This window comes from Microvirga sp. jy35 (assembly GCF_056148915.1).
Map to the genome: position 1 here is coordinate 184552 of NZ_JBWBEW010000003.1, position 16387 is coordinate 200938.

Annotated in this window: 12 protein-coding genes and 1 pseudogene; all 13 read left to right on the forward strand. The window is 63.0% G+C overall.

Going from position 1 to position 16387, the window contains the following annotated elements; genetic code table 11:
- The 13 genes and pseudogenes from nuoL to dnaE all read left to right on the forward strand — a co-directional run bounded on the left by nuoL (position 1) and on the right by dnaE (position 16363).
- Positions 1-2043: an NADH-quinone oxidoreductase subunit L gene (gene nuoL / locus AC0QTX_RS04195; protein WP_474602565.1), complete on the forward strand. Its 2043-nt coding sequence runs from the start codon at positions 1-3 to the stop codon at positions 2041-2043.
- The gene (locus tag AC0QTX_RS04200; protein ID WP_474602566.1) at positions 2043-3554 is read left to right on the forward strand and encodes an NADH-quinone oxidoreductase subunit M; all 1512 of its coding nucleotides are present in this window, start codon (positions 2043-2045) and stop codon (positions 3552-3554) included. The genes nuoL and AC0QTX_RS04200 overlap by 1 nt, the downstream gene beginning before the upstream one ends.
- Positions 3555-3561: 7 nt before the next feature.
- The gene (nuoN, locus tag AC0QTX_RS04205) at positions 3562-5001 is read left to right on the forward strand and encodes an NADH-quinone oxidoreductase subunit NuoN (RefSeq protein ID WP_474602567.1); all 1440 of its coding nucleotides are present in this window, start codon (positions 3562-3564) and stop codon (positions 4999-5001) included.
- Between the two features lie 2 nt (positions 5002-5003).
- Positions 5004-5834 (forward strand): biotin--[acetyl-CoA-carboxylase] ligase, encoded by an 831-nt coding sequence (locus AC0QTX_RS04210; protein WP_474602568.1) that lies wholly within the window; start codon positions 5004-5006, stop codon positions 5832-5834.
- Positions 5834-7507, forward strand: a complete 1674-nt coding sequence (locus AC0QTX_RS04215) for a ribonuclease J (RefSeq protein ID WP_474602569.1) — start codon at positions 5834-5836, stop codon at positions 7505-7507. The genes AC0QTX_RS04210 and AC0QTX_RS04215 overlap by 1 nt, the downstream gene beginning before the upstream one ends.
- A 27-nt stretch (positions 7508-7534) precedes the next feature.
- Entirely contained in the window at positions 7535-7939 is a 405-nt protein-coding gene (gene mce, locus AC0QTX_RS04220) for a methylmalonyl-CoA epimerase (protein WP_474602570.1), read from the forward strand.
- A 10-nt stretch (positions 7940-7949) separates the two neighbouring features.
- The gene (locus tag AC0QTX_RS04225) at positions 7950-8285 is read left to right on the forward strand and encodes a DUF1467 family protein (RefSeq protein WP_474602571.1); all 336 of its coding nucleotides are present in this window, start codon (positions 7950-7952) and stop codon (positions 8283-8285) included.
- Positions 8286-8677: 392 nt separating this feature from the next.
- A complete protein-coding gene (gene proS, locus AC0QTX_RS04230; RefSeq protein ID WP_474602572.1) occupies positions 8678-10006 on the forward strand; it encodes a proline--tRNA ligase in 1329 nt (442 codons plus the stop codon).
- 6 nt (positions 10007-10012) lie between these two features.
- The gene (locus AC0QTX_RS04235) at positions 10013-11302 is read left to right on the forward strand and encodes a lipoprotein-releasing ABC transporter permease subunit (RefSeq protein WP_474602573.1); all 1290 of its coding nucleotides are present in this window, start codon (positions 10013-10015) and stop codon (positions 11300-11302) included.
- 2 nt (positions 11303-11304) lie between these two features.
- Positions 11305-12000 (forward strand): ABC transporter ATP-binding protein, encoded by a 696-nt coding sequence (locus AC0QTX_RS04240; protein ID WP_474602574.1) that lies wholly within the window; start codon positions 11305-11307, stop codon positions 11998-12000.
- A 7-nt stretch (positions 12001-12007) separates the two neighbouring features.
- Entirely contained in the window at positions 12008-12211 is a 204-nt protein-coding gene (locus AC0QTX_RS04245) for a hypothetical protein (protein ID WP_474602575.1), read from the forward strand.
- A 12-nt stretch (positions 12212-12223) separates the two neighbouring features.
- Positions 12224-12496, forward strand: a pseudogene (locus tag AC0QTX_RS04250) (hypothetical protein); the annotation flags it as partial.
- A gap of 393 nt (positions 12497-12889) precedes the next feature.
- Positions 12890-16363, forward strand: coding sequence for a DNA polymerase III subunit alpha (gene dnaE, locus AC0QTX_RS04255; protein ID WP_474602576.1), 3474 nt, complete (start codon positions 12890-12892; stop codon positions 16361-16363).
- Positions 16364-16387 lie beyond the last annotated feature (24 nt).

Sequence of the window (16387 nt, forward strand, 5' to 3'; positions counted from 1 at the left end):
ATGTATCACGCAATCGTCTTCCTGCCGCTCGTCGGCTTCCTCATCGCAGGCCTGTTCGGCCGTGTGCTCGGCGCCCGGCCGAGCGAGATTGTCACCACCGCGCTGCTCTTCGTGGCGGCCGTCCTGTCCTGGGTGTCCTTCATCCAGGTCGGCTTCGGCGACGGTGCCACCCGGGTCCAGGTGGCCCAGTGGATGGCGGTGGGCGATCTCCAGGTGGACTGGGCCTTCCGGGTCGACACCCTGACGGCCATGATGCTGGTGGTCGTCAACACCGTTTCGGCGCTCGTGCACCTCTATTCCATCGGCTACATGCATGAGGATCCGCACCGTCCGCGCTTCTTCGCCTACCTGTCGCTCTTCACCTTCACCATGCTCATGCTGGTGACAGCCGACAACCTCGTTCAGATGTTCTTCGGCTGGGAAGGCGTGGGCCTCGCGAGCTACCTGCTCATCGGCTTCTGGTATCAGAAGGATTCCGCCAACGCGGCCGCCATGAAGGCCTTCATCGTCAACCGCGTCGGTGATTTCGGCTTCCTGCTCGGCATCTTCACGGTCTTCGTCCTGTTCAACGGCGTCACCTTCGACGCGATCTTCCCGCGCGTCGCTGAACTGGCGAATGCCAACTTCACCTTCCTGGGTATCGAGTGGCATGCCCTGACCATCGCCTGCCTGCTGCTCTTCATGGGCGCCATGGGCAAGTCGGCGCAGTTCCTGCTCCACACCTGGCTGCCGGACGCCATGGAAGGTCCGACCCCGGTCTCGGCCCTCATTCACGCCGCCACCATGGTGACCGCTGGTGTGTTCATGGTCGCGCGCCTTTCGCCGATCTTCGAGTACGCTCCGGCCGCCCTGACGGTCGTCACCGTCGTCGGCGGCATCACGGCCTTCTTCGCGGCGACCGTGGGTCTGGTCCAGAACGACATCAAGCGCGTCATCGCCTATTCGACCTGCTCGCAGCTGGGCTACATGTTCGTCGCCCTGGGCGTTGGCGCCTACAGCGCGGGCGTGTTCCACCTGTTCACGCACGCCTTCTTCAAGGCTCTGCTATTCCTTGGCGCCGGCTCGGTGATCCATGCCATGCACCATGAGCAGGACATGCGCCACATGGGAGCGCTCCGCCGCTACATCCCCATCACCACGGCAATGATGGCGATCGGCACGCTGGCCCTTACAGGCTTCCCGTTCACGGCGGGCTACTATTCGAAGGATGCCATCATCGAGGCAGCCTATGCGGCTCGCTCGACCGCCGGCTCCTTCGCCTTCCTGGCAACGGTCGTGGCTGCGTTCATGACCTCGTTCTACTCCTGGCGCCTGTTCTTCCTGACCTTCGAAGGCACCGCGCGCTGGGGCCATGGCCAGCACGGTCACCATGCCCATGCCGCGCATTCCCATGAGGGCGTGGAGCATGACGACCATAACCGGGACGTGGAGCCGGCAAGTCACGCTCAGCACGAGCATGGCCACCATGGGGACCACTCGCCCCATGAGAGCCCGCTCGTGATGCTGTTGCCGCTCATCGTGCTCGCCATCGGGGCCGTCATAGCCGGCGTCGTCTTCCACGATGCATTCATTGGCGAGGGTTATCAGGAGTTCTGGAAGGGTGCCCTGTTCACCCGACCCGAAAACCACATCCTGGAAGAGATGCATCATCTTCCGGGCTGGGTGCCGCTGCTGCCGACGATCATGATGATCCTTGGCTTCCTGCTGGCCGTCTACATGTACATCATCGACGCCAAGCAGCCGGCGAAGCTCGCGGCCGATCACCCGATCCTGTACCGCTTCCTGGTCAACAAGTGGTACTTCGATGAGATCTATGACGCGATCTTCGTTCGTCCCTCCATGGCCATAGGCCGGTTCTTCTGGCGCACGGGCGATCAGCGCATCATCGATGGGCTTGGCCCTGACGGCATCTCGGCCCGCGTCCTCGACGTTACGCGCGGCGTTGTGCGGGTGCAGACCGGCTACGTGTATCATTACGCCTTCGCAATGCTGATCGGCGTTGCGGCTCTCGTGACCTTCTATCTCTTCAGGGGAGCCCGTTAATGCTCGGCTTCGGCATCCTCTCAGGCCTTCTCGTCCTCCCCCTCGTCGGGGCGGCCTTCATCCTGACCCTGCGCGGCGACAGCGAGGCCGTTCGCTCCAACGCCCGTTGGGCTGCGCTTGCCACGACAATCGCGACCTTCCTGCTGTCGCTGGTGGCCTGGGGGCGCTTCGACACGGCAACGGCCTCGTTCCAGCTCGTGGAAAGCCATGTCTGGCTGACCGAGACAATCCGGTTCAAGCTCGGCGTCGACGGCTTCTCCATGCCGCTGATCCTGCTCACCACCTTCCTGATGCCGCTCTGCATCTTGGCCTCTTGGGAGTCGATCGGGCACCGGGTGAAGGAATATTTCGTCGCCTTCCTGGTCCTCGAGACCACGATGATCGGCGTGTTCTGCGCCCTCGACCTTGTGCTGTTCTACCTGTTCTTCGAGGCAGGCCTGATCCCGATGTTCCTCATCATCGGCATCTGGGGCGGCAAGCGGCGCATCTACGCCAGCTTCAAGTTCTTCCTCTACACTCTGCTCGGCTCGGTGCTGATGCTGCTGGCCATCATGGCCATGTACTGGCAGGCGGGCACGACGGATATCCCGACCCTCCTGGCGTTCAAGTTCCCGCCGAACCTGCAGACCTGGCTGTGGCTGGCGTTCTTCGCGTCTTTCGCGGTGAAGATGCCCATGTGGCCGGTCCATACCTGGCTTCCGGATGCGCACGTAGAGGCCCCGACGGCAGGCTCCGTGATCCTGGCGGGCGTACTCCTCAAGATGGGCGGCTACGGCTTCATCCGCGTGTCGCTGCCGATGTTCCCTGAGGCTTCGGAGTATTTCGCACCGCTGGTCTTCGCCCTCTCGGTCATCGCGATCATCTACACCTCGCTGGTCGCCCTGATGCAGGAAGACATCAAGAAGCTCATCGCCTATTCATCGGTGGCGCATATGGGCTTCGTGACCATGGGCCTGTTCAGCATGAACGAGCAGGGCATTCAGGGCGCCATGTTCACCATGATCTCCCACGGGCTCATCTCCGGCGCGCTCTTCCTTTGCGTAGGCGTGATCTATGACCGAATGCACACCCGCGAGATCAAGGCCTATGGCGGCCTCGTCAACCGGATGCCCATGTATGCGGTGGTGTTCCTGATCCTGACCATGGCCAACGTGGCCCTGCCGGGCACCTCGGGCTTCATCGGCGAGTTCCTGACCCTGATGGGAGCCTTCCGATCGAACACCTGGGTGGCCTTCTTCGCCACCACCGGCGTTATTCTCTCGGCGGGCTACGCTCTGTGGCTCTACCGTCGTGTTGTCTACGGAGAACTCGACAAGCCGGCGCTCCAGACGATCACCGACCTGAACCGCCGCGAAATCATCACCTTCGCGCCGCTCATCCTGCTCATCATCTACTACGGCGTGCAGCCCGGTCCCATCCTCGACGCCTTCGCTGTGCCGACCGAGTCGCTTCTCAACAACGTTCAGGCCGCGCTCGCCACCGTGAAAACGGCAGCTGTCGCCGCACACTGAGGTCACGATGAACCCCGCCCTCACCATTCCTGATTTCGGTCCCATGCTGCCAGAGATCCTCATGGCGGCGGGAGCCCTCGTCATGGTCCTGTTCGGCGCCATCCGCGGCGAGCGGCCGGGCTACGGCATGAACATCATCGCCCTGGCGCTTCTCGCCGTCACGTTCGTGGCGGTGCTGATGCTGCCTGGCGAGCGCGTCGAGACCATGGGCGGATCCTTCGTGATCGACGGCTTCGCCAAGTTCATGAAAGCCCTGACGCTCATCGCATCTGCCGGCGGCGTCATCCTCTCGCTGGACTACATGCGCCGCGAGGGCATCAGCCGGTTCGAGTATCCGATCCTGATCGTGCTCTCGACCATCGGCATGATGATGGTGATCTCGGCCAACGACCTGATCGCCCTCTATATCGGTCTCGAGCTGCTGAGCCTGTCGTCCTACGTGATCGCCGCCTTCGACCGGGACAACGTCCGCTCGACCGAGGCCGGCCTGAAGTACTTCGTGCTTGGTTCGCTCTCGTCAGGTATGCTGCTCTATGGCTCGTCACTGGTTTACGGCTTCTCCGGCAGCATCTCGTTCCCGGCCATCGCCACGATCCTGCAGGGCGATGTGGGCATCGGCGCCATCGTCGGCCTCGTCTTCGTAGCCGCTGGCATCGCATTCAAGATCTCCGCCGTTCCATTCCACATGTGGACGCCCGACGTTTACGAGGGCTCGCCGACTCCGGTGACCGCCTTCTTCGCCGCCGCTCCCAAGATGGCCGGCATGGCCATGGCCACCCGCGTGTTCATCGATGCCTTTCCGGGCATCCTGGTGCAGTGGCAGCAGATCATCGTCTTCATCTCGATTGCCTCCATGGTGCTCGGCTCCTTTGCGGCGATCGGCCAGCGCAACATCAAGCGCCTGATGGCCTATTCCTCCATCGGAAACGTGGGCTATGCCCTGATCGGACTTGCGGCCGGTACGGCCGAGGGCATCCAGGGCGTCATTGTCTACATGGCCATCTACCTGGCCATGACGCTCGGTACCTTCGCGGTCATTCTTGGCATGCGCCGCGGCAACGTGATGTATGAGACGGTGGACGATCTCTCCGGGATGGCGCGAACGCATCCGGTGCTCGCCTTCTGCCTCGGCATGATGATGTTCTCGCTCGCTGGCATCCCGCCGCTCGCCGGCTTCTTTGCCAAGTTCGCGGTGTTCAACGCCGCCATCGAGGCCGACCTGGTGGCCCTCGCCATCATCGGCGTCGTGACCAGCGTCATCGGTGCCTACTACTACCTGCGCATCGTGAAGGTGATGTACTTCGATGAGCCGGCCGAGCGCTACGATGCCATGCCGGCGGGCGTGAAGCTGGTGCTTGCCCTCTGCAGCATCTTCGTTGTCCTCTTCGGCATCGTTCCGGCGCCGCTGGTGGCGGCCGCGCGCACTGCCGCGAGCTCGTTGTTCTAACCGTGTACCTGTCGCCCGAGACCGAGTCTGCCGGATACAGGCTGCTCTCCCTTGAGGCGACGGGCTCCACCAATGATGACGCTCTTGAGGCTGCACGCTCCGGCGATCCGGGTCAGCTCTGGATCACATCCGCCGAGCAGCTTGCGGGCAGAGGGCGGCACGGCCGCCAATGGTCTTCGCCTCAAGGCAACCTCTATGCGAGCCTTCTGCTGATCGATCCCTGCGATGTGGCCTCCGCGCCGCAACTCGGCTTCGTGGCTGGTCTTGCCCTGCATGAGGCGGTCGAGGCAGTCACGGGTCTTGCTGCTCCGCGTCTCGCCCTCAAATGGCCGAACGACCTTCTGCTCGACGGAGCCAAGGTATCTGGCCTTCTCCTCGAAGGGCACAGACTTCAGCCCCACGGGGCGCTCGCCATCGTGATCGGCTTCGGTGTGAACGTATCCTTCGCTCCGACCGGTACGCCGTATCCGGCAGCGTATCTGCAGCAGGTGAGGGCGAGCCTGACCCGCGAAGAGGTTTTTCGTGCTCTTTCATCCGCCTTTGCCCGGACGTTCTCGGCATGGCGGGCGTCGTCCCGCATGAATGCGTCGGATCCGTTCGGCGCCGTTCGCAGGCTCTGGCTCGAGCGCGCCGCCGGGGTGGGGCAGGAGGTGAGGCTTCGGCTGCCCTCAGGCGAGAGGCGTGGCGTCTTCGAAGGGCTGGACCAGTTTGGGCGTCTGCAACTCAAGGGCGCCGCTGGCGTGGAACTCATCGACGCGGGCGACCTTTATTTTCCCAATTCGCTGCACGATATAGCCAAGCCCAGCGCTGGCACAAAAAGGTCTCAACATTAATGGCTTCCCACCAGGACGAATTGGTCTTCCTCCCCCTTGGCGGGCTCGGTGAGATCGGCATGAACGCTGCACTCTACGGCTTCGGGCCGGAGAACGACCGGCAGTGGATTCTGGTCGATTGCGGCATGGGTTTTGGCGGGGAGGAGAACCTGCCTGGCATCGACGTCGTCTATCCGGACCTGCGCTTCGTCGAGGAGGAGCGCCACAACCTTCTGGGCATCTTCATCACCCATGCCCACGAGGACCATATCGGAGCCCTCGTCGAGATGTGGCCTCGTCTTGGCGCGCCTGTCTACGCCACGAAGTTTGCCATTGGCCTGCTTGAGACGCGCCGCCTGTCGGAGGTCAACGCGCCGAAGGTCAACCTCAACGAGATCGTGCCGGGCCAGCGCCTGAAGCTCGGCCCCTTCGACGTCGAGTACGTGCCCGTTGCTCACTCGATTCCCGAATCGAATGCCCTCGCCATCCGGACGCCGCACGGACTCGTGGTCCATACCGGTGACTGGAAGCTCGACAGCACCCCTTATCTTGGTAGCCTGACCTCGGAGGAGACATTCCGCGCCCTGGGCGACGAAGGTGTTCTCGCCCTCGTCTGCGACTCGACGAACGTGGTGCGTGAGGGCACGAGTCCGAGCGAGGCCGATGTCTCTAAGAACCTGGCCGCATTGATCAAGGATGCGCCGCACCGGGTGGCAGTCACCACCTTCGCGTCCAACGTCGCCCGCATCCGCTCCGTCGCGGAGGCCGCACGGGAATGCGGACGCGAAGTGATCGTCGTCGGCCGCGCTATGGACAGGGTTGTCGACGTGGCGAAGGAGTGCGGGTATCTCGAAGATCTGCCGGAGTTCCGATCGGCGGAGAACTTCGGCTACATGCCCCGCGACAAGGTTGTCGCCATTCTCACGGGTTCTCAAGGAGAGCCACGTGCAGCTCTGGCCCGCATCGCTCAGGACGAGCACCCGGATATCGCGCTCTCCGCCGGCGACCGGGTGATCTTTTCCTCCCGCGCCATCCCAGGCAACGAGAAGGCGGTCGGCTCCATCATCAATAGCCTGATCGAGCAGGGGATCGAGATCATCACGGATCGGACGGAACTGGTTCACGTCTCAGGCCATCCGCGCCGGGGCGAACTCGCCCAGATGTACCAGTGGACCCGCCCTCGCATCGCGATTCCGGCTCACGGCGAGCCCCTGCACCTGAGCGAGCACGCGAAGTTCGCCCGACAGCAGGGCGTGCCGGAAGTGGTCCGCGCGAAGAACGGGACCCTGGTTCGCCTCGCTCCCGGCCCGGCCGAAATCGTCGACACCGTTCCGGCAGGACGCATTTATCGCGACGGCAATCTTGTAACCGGAGCCGGTGACCGGGCGCTGCCGGAGCGCCGCAAGCTTGCTTTTGCCGGTATCGTGACTGTTGCCCTTGCCATCGACGACCGGGGCGAGCTCGTCGGCGATCCCGTGATCGATGCCATGGGACTGCCGGATAAGAACCGGCAGGGGCGGGATTTGACCGATATCATTGCCGACGCCGTGGCGGACCTGCTCGACGGGTTGCCGAAAGCCAAGCGCCGGGATCCGGAGGCAGTCGAGAACGCCGTTCACCGGACTGTGCGCGCTGCCGTGAACCAGGAATGGGGCAAGAAACCGGCCTGCCACGTGCTTGTGATCGAGGCCTAAAACGGTACAGGCTAAGAGGGAACCGCAATGATCGGACGTCTCAACCATGTGGCCATTGCCGTGCGTGATCTCGCGGCGGCTTCCGAGCTCTACCGGAATAGCCTCGGCGCTCAGGTCTCCCTACCCGAGCCGCTCGAGGAGCACGGCGTCACGGTTGTTTTCATCACCCTGCCCAATACGAAGATCGAACTCTTGGAACCTCTCGGTGCGGAATCCCCTATCGCCCGGTTCCTGGAGAAGAATCCGGACGGCGGCATGCACCACATCTGCTACGAGGTGGACGACATCAACGAAGCCCGGGAACAGCTTGTGAAATCAGGGGCCAGGGTCCTGGGCTCAGGTGAGCCGAAGATCGGAGCTCACGGGAAACCCGTCCTTTTCCTGCATCCCAAGGACTTCAGCGGTACCCTGATCGAACTTGAACAAGCCTGAGGACAAGCTGTTGATAAACTTAGTCAAAGCCCTCTCTGGAGCAGTCTGGTCGACCCTGGCCGTGGTCGCCGTCATTTCTGTGATCGCCGTTACTGTGGCCGTCAACGCTTTTGGCCTGCGGGTCAGCGGCGGCTTGGCCCTCTATTTCGTGATCTGGTGGATCCTCCTCTTCGCTGTTCTGCCCTTCGGCGTTCGCAGTCAGGCAGAAACCGGGGAGGTGGTCCGGGGGAGCGAGCCAGGAGCACCGGCGCTTCCCGCCCTGCGCGAAAAGGCGATCTGGACCACACTGGTCGCTTCGGTGGTGCTGGTGATCGTCGCGGCAGTCTTCCCACTGGCGGGGCTTTAGAGAGCTTCCGAGTGCGTACCAAAAGAAAAAGCAAGGCTTTCGCCTTGCCTGAACTGCCTTATGGCGATTTTAATCCCTGGCTTTCTTAGGCCAGCGCCTGTCTGGCGCTTGGGGATCTTGTTCCTCCCGAAACTCGGACCGCAGCCTTTGACCTTTGAAGGTCTTAAGACGTTAGGATTTTGTTTATAGTCACCTTCCGTTGGGGTGTCACCTTTCTTAGGCAGCCGATGATGCAAATTTCGGCGTTTCATGTATTCATCTTTGGTCTAATTCACCTCGCCGCAGCTCCTGCGAACCGATGACAGCTTGTCTTTTACCCGGGGCCTGTGTTGTGTGCTGGAAATGAGTCGCTACTCAGCTTCTGTTCAGATCGAGACCTTAAAAGGCGTCCAATGCGTTTGAGCCGTTACTTCCTCCCCATCCTTCGCGAGACGCCGAAGGAGGCGGAGATCGTCTCCCACCGCCTGATGCTGCGCGCGGGCATGATCCGCCAGGAAGCGGCCGGCATTTACGCCTGGCTGCCTTTGGGTCTGAGGGTCCTGAACAAGATCAACGCCATCGTCCGCGAAGAGCAGAACCGCTCCGGCGCCATCGAGCTCCTGATGCCGACGATCCAGTCGGCGGACCTCTGGCGCGAGTCGGGGCGCTACGATGCATACGGCAAGGAGATGCTTCGCATCCAGGACCGCCACGAACGCGACATGCTGTTCGGCCCCACCAACGAGGAGATGGTGACGGAAATCTTCCGGGGCTATGTGCGCTCCTACAAGGACCTGCCGCTGAACCTTTATCACATCCAGTGGAAGTTCCGTGACGAGGTGCGCCCGCGCTTCGGCGTCATGCGCTCCCGCGAGTTCCTGATGAAGGACGCCTATTCCTTCGATCTCGACCAAGCCGGCGCCGTCCACTCCTACAACAAGATGTTCGTGGCCTACTTACGCACCTTCGCCCGGATGGGCCTGAAGGCGATCCCCATGCGGGCGGATACGGGCCCGATCGGCGGCAACCTGAGCCACGAGTTCATTATCCTGGCCTCGACTGGCGAGAGCGAGGTGTTCTGCCACGCGGATTATCTGAGCTTCGACATTCCGGCAGCCGACACGAACTTCGACGACATTCCCGGTCTCCAGAGCACCGTCGACAAGTGGACGTCGCTCTATGCCGCCACATCCGAGATGCACGATGCGGGCGCCTTCGACGCGGTGCCCACCGACAAGAAGATGTCCGCCCGCGGCATCGAGGTCGGCCACATCTTTTATTTCGGCACCAAGTACTCCGAGCCCATGGGCGCCAAGGTCATGGGGCCGGACGGGCAGGAGAGGCCTGTCCACATGGGCTCTTACGGCATCGGCCCGAGCCGCCTGATCGCCGCAATCATCGAGGCTAGCCATGACGAGAACGGGATCATCTGGCCTGAGGATGTGGCGCCGTTCGATATCGCGATCCTCAACCTGAAGGCCGGCGACTCCGCCACGGATAGTGCCTGTGAGCGTCTCTACCGCGAGCTCTCCGCCGCCGGCCGCGACGTGCTTTACGACGATCGCGACGAGCGCCCGGGCGGAAAGTTTGCGACCGCCGACCTCATCGGCGTGCCGTGGCAGGTGGTGATCGGGCCGAAGGGGCTCGCCGAAGGCAAGGTGGAGCTGAAGCGACGTGCCACCGGCGAGCGCGAAACACTTTCCCTTGAGGATGTGGCCGCCCGCCTGGCTGGCCATAAATAAGCTCCCATGGCCAAGGCACCGGAAACCAAAGCGGCACCGTCAGGGACAAAACCCTTCTCGCTTTTCGAGTGGATGCTCGCCGGGCGCTACCTACGCACGCGGCGGCGGGAAGGTTTCGTTTCAGTCATCGCAGGCTTCTCGTTCCTTGGCATCATGCTCGGCGTAGCCACGCTGATCGTGGTGCTCTCGGTCATGAACGGCTTCCGCAAGGAGCTGCTCGACAAGATCGTGGGCATCAACGGCCATATCTTCGTGGCGCCGCTGGAAAGCCCGTTGACCGACTACCCGGAGGTGGCCGCGCGCATCGCCGCGGTGCCGGGTGTCCGGCGCGCCATTCCGCTGGTGGAGGGGCAGGCCTTCGGCTCCTCGCAGTACAACGGCAGCGGTGTTCTCGTCCGCGGCATCCGCCCCGAGGACCTGCAGAAGATCGAGCATATCTCCGGCAACATACGTCAGGGCACGCTCGAGAATTTCGAGGAAGGCGAGGGGGTCGCGATCGGCCGGCGTCTCGCCGATGCCCTATCGCTCCAGGCGGGCGATACCTTCACGCTGATCACGCCGCGGGGCGCCTCCACGCCCTTCGGCACGGCGCCTCGGGTGAAGGGATATCCGGTGAAGGCGATCTTCGAGATCGGCATGTCGGAATTCGACTCCACCTTCGTGTTCATGCCGCTCACAGAAGCGCAGAACTACTTCAATCGCCAGGGCGACGTGCAGCTGATCGAGGTCTATCTCGACAATGCCGACCGGGTGGACGAGGCCCGCGCGGCCATCGACGAGGCGGCGGGCCGGCCGATCCTGATGACCGACTGGCGCCAGCGCAACCGAACCTTCTTCGGAGCGCTCGAGGTGGAACGCAACGTGATGTTCCTCATCCTCACGCTCATCGTGCTGGTGGCGGCGCTCAACATCATCTCCGGCCTCATCATGCTCGTGAAGGACAAGTCGGAGGATATCGCCATCCTGCGCACCATGGGGGCCACGCGCGGGGCCATCATGCGTGTGTTCCTGATCACCGGCGCCTCCATCGGTATCGTCGGTACGATCGCAGGATTCGGTCTAGGGCTGTTGCTCGCACTCAACGTGGAAACCATCCGCGATGTCATCTCCCGGCTCACGAGCACCAACCTCTTTCCGGCGGAGCTCTACTTCCTGAGTCGCCTGCCAGCTGATGTGAACCCCACCGAAGTGGCGACCATTCTCATCATGGCGATGGTGCTCTCATTGCTAGCGACCCTCTATCCGTCTTGGCGGGCCGCAAAGCTCGATCCTGTCGAAGCGTTGCGTTACGGATAAGCATGCCGCCAGCCCAGTCCCAGCCCACCCTGCATCTGTCGAAAGTCGAGCGCCGCTACCCACAGGGGGAGAGCTTCCTTGAGGTGCTGCGCGGCGCCGACTTGGCGATCTGGCCGGGCGAGATCGTGGCGCTCGTCGCGCCCTCCGGCACGGGCAAGTCGACCCTGCTCCATGTGGCGGGACTGCTCGAGAAGCCTGATGGCGGCGAGGTCTTCGTCGGCTCGAAGCAGACGGCTGCCATGAACGATCAGGAGCGCACCCGCATCCGACGCGAGGAACTCGGCTTCGTCTACCAGTTCCATCATCTCCTGCCCGAGTTCTCTGCCCTCGAGAACGTCGTGATCCCGCAGCTCATCCGCGGACTTCCGAAACCGGAAGCGCAGGATCGCGGCAGGCAGCTCCTCACCTTCTTAGGGTTGGGCAAGCGCCTCGATCACCGCCCCGGCGAACTCTCCGGCGGCGAGCAGCAGCGCGTCGCCATCGCCCGCGCGGTTGCCAACGCCCCGCGCCTGCTGCTGGCCGACGAGCCCACCGGCAACCTCGACCCGCACACCGCCGACCGGGTTTTTCAGACTTTGGTCGCCATCGTGCGCGCCTCAAAGTTGGCTGCCCTCATCGCCACCCACAACATGGAACTCGCTGCACGCATGGACAGGCGCGTGACCATCCGCGATGGGCTGATCGTGCAGTTGCCATAGACTCAACTTGGGAAATCAGAAGCTCGAACTCGATCAAGCGATCTTCTCAAAACCAGCTCAATCTCTCATTGCAAACGAGAGAATAGATCAGGGCTACGGCCTCCAGGGCGATGCGGCCGGTGAACGCTATAGCTCCGTCGAGGGGTTGGAGGGCTCGAGCCATGGCGATACGCTCTCGGGCGACGGGGTCGGTAACACCCTGTACGGCTAGGGCGGGCACGACCAGCTCTTCGGCTTGTCCGGCAACGACTACCTGCATGGCGACGACGCCTCGGACCTGCTGGAGGGCGGCGAGGGGCTGGACTGGCTGGTGGGCGGGGCAGCGACGGCTTCGAGCCACCGGATCGTGTACGATCAGGGCACAGGCGCCCTGTACTACGATGCGGACGGCTCCGGCAGCCAGGCGCAGGTGCAGTTTGCGCAATTCCAGAAGGATGTCGTGACCGAGAAGTACGCGGCGCTCACCACAGCCCACTTCCAGCTCTTCACCCTCTGACGCTCACACGACCAGACCACCACAGACAAAGAGCCGGTCCCACAGGGCCGGCTCCTCGCGTTTTCAGCCATTAAGACTCTGTTGACTCCGTCCCGAGTGCAGCCTCTGCACAGCCTTTACACAGAACATCCAATGAACAAATATGAACATATTGGGAACACGGAGATTACACTATGCTTCGCTTCATCCTCGAGACCACTGCTGAGATCGCTTCTCTCGCCATGTTCGGCTCGGCCGTGGCAATCTGGGCTCTGGTTCTTTCTCCCATCGCTTGATACCGGGAATCCACAACAACCCACCGCGATTCACAGGAACATAGTCCTCGACGTCCCGGGTTAGGATTTTGAGGGAAGAATCGTGTCACTATGCGTGCCATTGAGTGAGTAGAGTTTCATGGCGCGCATTCTCCACGATATCGGCTTCGTTCACCTGCACGTGCATTCCTCGTATTCGCTGCTCGAGGGTGCCCTGAAGATCGCGCAACTGGCGAAACTCGCCGCCGCCGACAAGCAGCCGGCGCTGGCCCTCACCGATACCAACAATCTCTTCGGCGCCCTCGAATTCTCCGAGAAAATGGCGGGCTCCGGCATCCAGCCGATTGCCGGCGTCCAGCTCTCGGTCTGCTTCGAGGAGGCCGACCCGGTGGCCCGCGTGGTGCCACAGCCCGCCAACATCGTGCTGCTGGCGCAGAATGAGGAGGGCTATCGCAACCTCATGCGCCTGGTGAGCCACGCCTATTTCGGCGTTCCGCTCGGCGAAAACCCGCGCGTTGCCGCTCCCGTTCTGTCGACCCACAGCGAAGGGATCATCGCGCTGACCGGAGGCCTTACGGGTCCCCTCGACAGCGCCCTGCGCAACGGCGGACGCCAGGACCTGGCGCAGGCTCGGCTTGACATACTAAAAGGGGCTTTCGGCCATCAGCTCTATGTGGAAATCCAACGCCATGGATTGGAAGACGAGCGCCTGATCGAAGGGGAATTGCTGACGCTCGCGGAACGCAACGGCCTGCCGATCGTTGCCGCCAACGAACCCTTCTTCTCCTCTGCAAAGGACTACGAGGCGCACGACGCGCTGCTCGCCATTGCGGAGGGACAGATCGTCTCGAACCCTGATCGCCGCCGTCTCTCGCCGGAGCATCATTTCAAGACCCGGCAGCAGATGATGGAGCTGTTTTCCGATCTCCCGGATGCGCTGCAGGCGAGCGTCGAGATCGCCATGCGCTGCGCGACGCGCGTGAAGACCCGCAAGCCGATCCTGCCGAATTTCGGCACAGGTCCCGACGCGGCGTCTCTCGATGAAGGCGAGGAGTTGCAGCGTCAGGCGGAGGAGGGCCTTGCCAAGCGTCTTGCCGCGCATGGTCCGGCGCCCGGACTGACGGAGCAGGTTTATCGCGACCGCCTCGCCTTCGAGGTCGGGATCATCCGCAAGATGCAGTTCCCCGGCTACTTCCTGATCGTGGCGGACTTCATCAAGTGGGCGAAGGACCATGACATTCCGGTTGGTCCCGGCCGTGGTTCCGGTGCGGGTTCGCTCGTCGCCTATGCGCTGACCATCACGGATCTCGATCCCCTGCGGTTCAGCCTGCTGTTCGAGCGCTTCCTGAACCCGGAACGTGTGTCGATGCCCGACTTCGACATCGACTTCTGCGTCGACGGGCGCGAGCGCGTGATCGAGTACGTGCAGCAGCGCTATGGCGAGGAGCAGGTCGCCCAGATCATCACCTTCGGGACGCTTCTCGCCCGCGGCGTGATGCGCGACGTCGGCCGCGTGCTGGAGATGCCTTACGGCCAGGTGGACAAACTCACCAAGCTGGTGCCGCAGAATCCTGCCAATCCGGTGACTCTCGCACAGGCCATCGAAGGCGAGCCGAAGCTGCAGGCCGCCATCGACGAAGAGCCCGTCGTCAAGCGCATGCTCGACATCGCGCAGAAGCTCGAGGGACTGCACCGGCACGCCTCGACCCATGCGGCCGGCGTCGTGATCGGAGACCGTCCGCTCCAGGAACTGGTGCCGCTCTACCGAGACCCGAAGACCGGCATGCGCGTGACTCAGTTCAACATGAAATGGGTCGAGCAGGCGGGCCTCGTGAAGTTCGACTTCCTCGGCCTCAAGACGCTCACCGTCCTGCGCACGGCCGTCGATCTCATCCGCCGCAAGGGAATCGAGGTGGATCTCTCGGCGCTGCCACTCGACGACCGCAGGACTTACGAGATGCTCCAGCGCGGCGAGACGGTTGGCGTGTTCCAGGTGGAATCGGCCGGCATGCGAAAAGCCCTCGTCGAGATGGAGACGGACCGTTTCGAGGACATCATCGCCCTCGTGGCGCTGTATCGTCCGGGCCCCATGGCGAACATCCCGGTTTATTGCGCGCGCAAGTTGGGCAAGGACGAGCATAACAAGAAGGACTGGTACCCGCACGACAAGCTCGAGCCGATCCTGCGGGAGACCTTCGGCATCATCGTCTACCAGGAGCAGGTGATGGAGGTGGCGAAGGTCCTCTCCGGCTACTCGCTCGGTGACGCGGACCTTCTGCGCCGCGCCATGGGCAAGAAGATCAAGTCTGAGATGGATGCGCAGCGCGAGCGCTTCGTGTCCGGTGCGAAGGAGGGCGGCCTCGACAAGGCGAAGGCCAACGAGATCTTCGACCTTCTCGCGAAGTTCGCTGATTACGGCTTCAACAAGAGCCACGCGGCGGCTTACGCGCTCGTCGCGTTCCAGACCGCCTACCTGAAGGCCAATCATCCGGTCGAGTTCCTGGCAGCGTCCATGACGCTCGATCTCGACAACACCGACAAGCTGTCGGAATTCCGCCGTGAGGCGCAGCGCCTGGGCTTCAAGGTGATCCCGCCGTCCATCAACCGATCGGGCGTGGTGTTCGATGTGCAGTACGACGCGGAAGGCACGGGACAGATTCTCTACGCCCTGGCCGCCGTGAAAGGCGTGGGCCGGCAGGCCATCGAGAGCCTGGTCGAGGCTAGGGGGGACAAGCCCTTCAAGGATCTCGCCGATTTTGCCCGGCGCATCAATCCGCGCATGCTCAACAAGCGCACGCTGGAGAACCTGATCGCCGCCGGAGCCATGGACGAGCTGGAGCCGGACCGGGCCAAAGCCTGCGCCTCCATCGACGCCATGATGAGCCTTGCCCAGCAATCTCACGAGGCGGCCAATGGCGGCATGATGGATATGTTCGGAGGTGTTGCCTCAGCCGATGTCCAGCTGCGGATCGGGCCTTACGATCCGTGGCCGGCCGCCGAGAGGTTGCAGCGGGAGTACGACGCGGTCGGCTTCTTCCTGTCCGGGCATCCCCTCGACGAATACGGCGACCTTCTCAAAAAGCTGCGGGTTCAGACGTGGGTGGAGTTCTGCCGCTCGGTGAAGTCCGGCAATTCCGTCGGGCGTGTCGCCGCGACGGTGCTCGATCGCCAGGAGCGCCGGACCAAGACCGGCAACAAGATGGGCATCCTCAGCCTCTCGGATCAGACCGGGCAGTACGAGGCCATCATCTTCTCGGAAGGCCTCATGCGCTTCCGCGACGTGCTGGAGCCCGGCGCTGCGGTCGTCCTGATGCTGCAGGCCGGGATCGAGGGCGAGGAGGTGAGGGCCCGAATCGGCATAGCCGAGCCTCTGGAAGAGGCTCTTGCCAAGCACCAGAAGGGCATGCGGATCTTCCTGCGGGACGAGCGCCCCATCTCCAGCGTCTGCGAGCGCCTGAAGGCGCGTGGCGAAGGCGAGGTGTCCCTGGTCCTGATCCTCGACGACGGCGACCGGGAGGTTGAGGTCAAGCTTCCCGGCAAGTACATGGCCTCGCCACAGATCGCCGGTGCTCTCAGAGCCGTTCCGGGAGTTGTGGACGTTCATATGAACTGAGCTGCCTAAGGCATGCCGTTCGGA

Bases quoted from the DNA above. Each gene is read 5' to 3' on its own strand.
- AC0QTX_RS04240 (WP_474602574.1), top strand. From the start codon at position 11,305: ATGCCGCCAGCCCAGTCCCAGCCCACCCTGCATCTGTCGAAAGTCGAG.
- AC0QTX_RS04215 (WP_474602569.1), top strand. From the start codon at position 5,834: ATGGCTTCCCACCAGGACGAATTGGTCTTCCTCCCCCTTGGCGGGCTC.
- dnaE (WP_474602576.1), top strand. From the start codon at position 12,890: ATGGCGCGCATTCTCCACGATATCGGCTTCGTTCACCTGCACGTGCAT.
- mce (WP_474602570.1), top strand. From the start codon at position 7,535: ATGATCGGACGTCTCAACCATGTGGCCATTGCCGTGCGTGATCTCGCG.
- AC0QTX_RS04200 (WP_474602566.1), top strand. From the start codon at position 2,043: ATGCTCGGCTTCGGCATCCTCTCAGGCCTTCTCGTCCTCCCCCTCGTC.
- nuoL (WP_474602565.1), top strand. From the start codon at position 1: ATGTATCACGCAATCGTCTTCCTGCCGCTCGTCGGCTTCCTCATCGCA.
- nuoN (WP_474602567.1), top strand. From the start codon at position 3,562: ATGAACCCCGCCCTCACCATTCCTGATTTCGGTCCCATGCTGCCAGAG.
- AC0QTX_RS04235 (WP_474602573.1), top strand. From the start codon at position 10,013: ATGGCCAAGGCACCGGAAACCAAAGCGGCACCGTCAGGGACAAAACCC.
- proS (WP_474602572.1), top strand. From the start codon at position 8,678: ATGCGTTTGAGCCGTTACTTCCTCCCCATCCTTCGCGAGACGCCGAAG.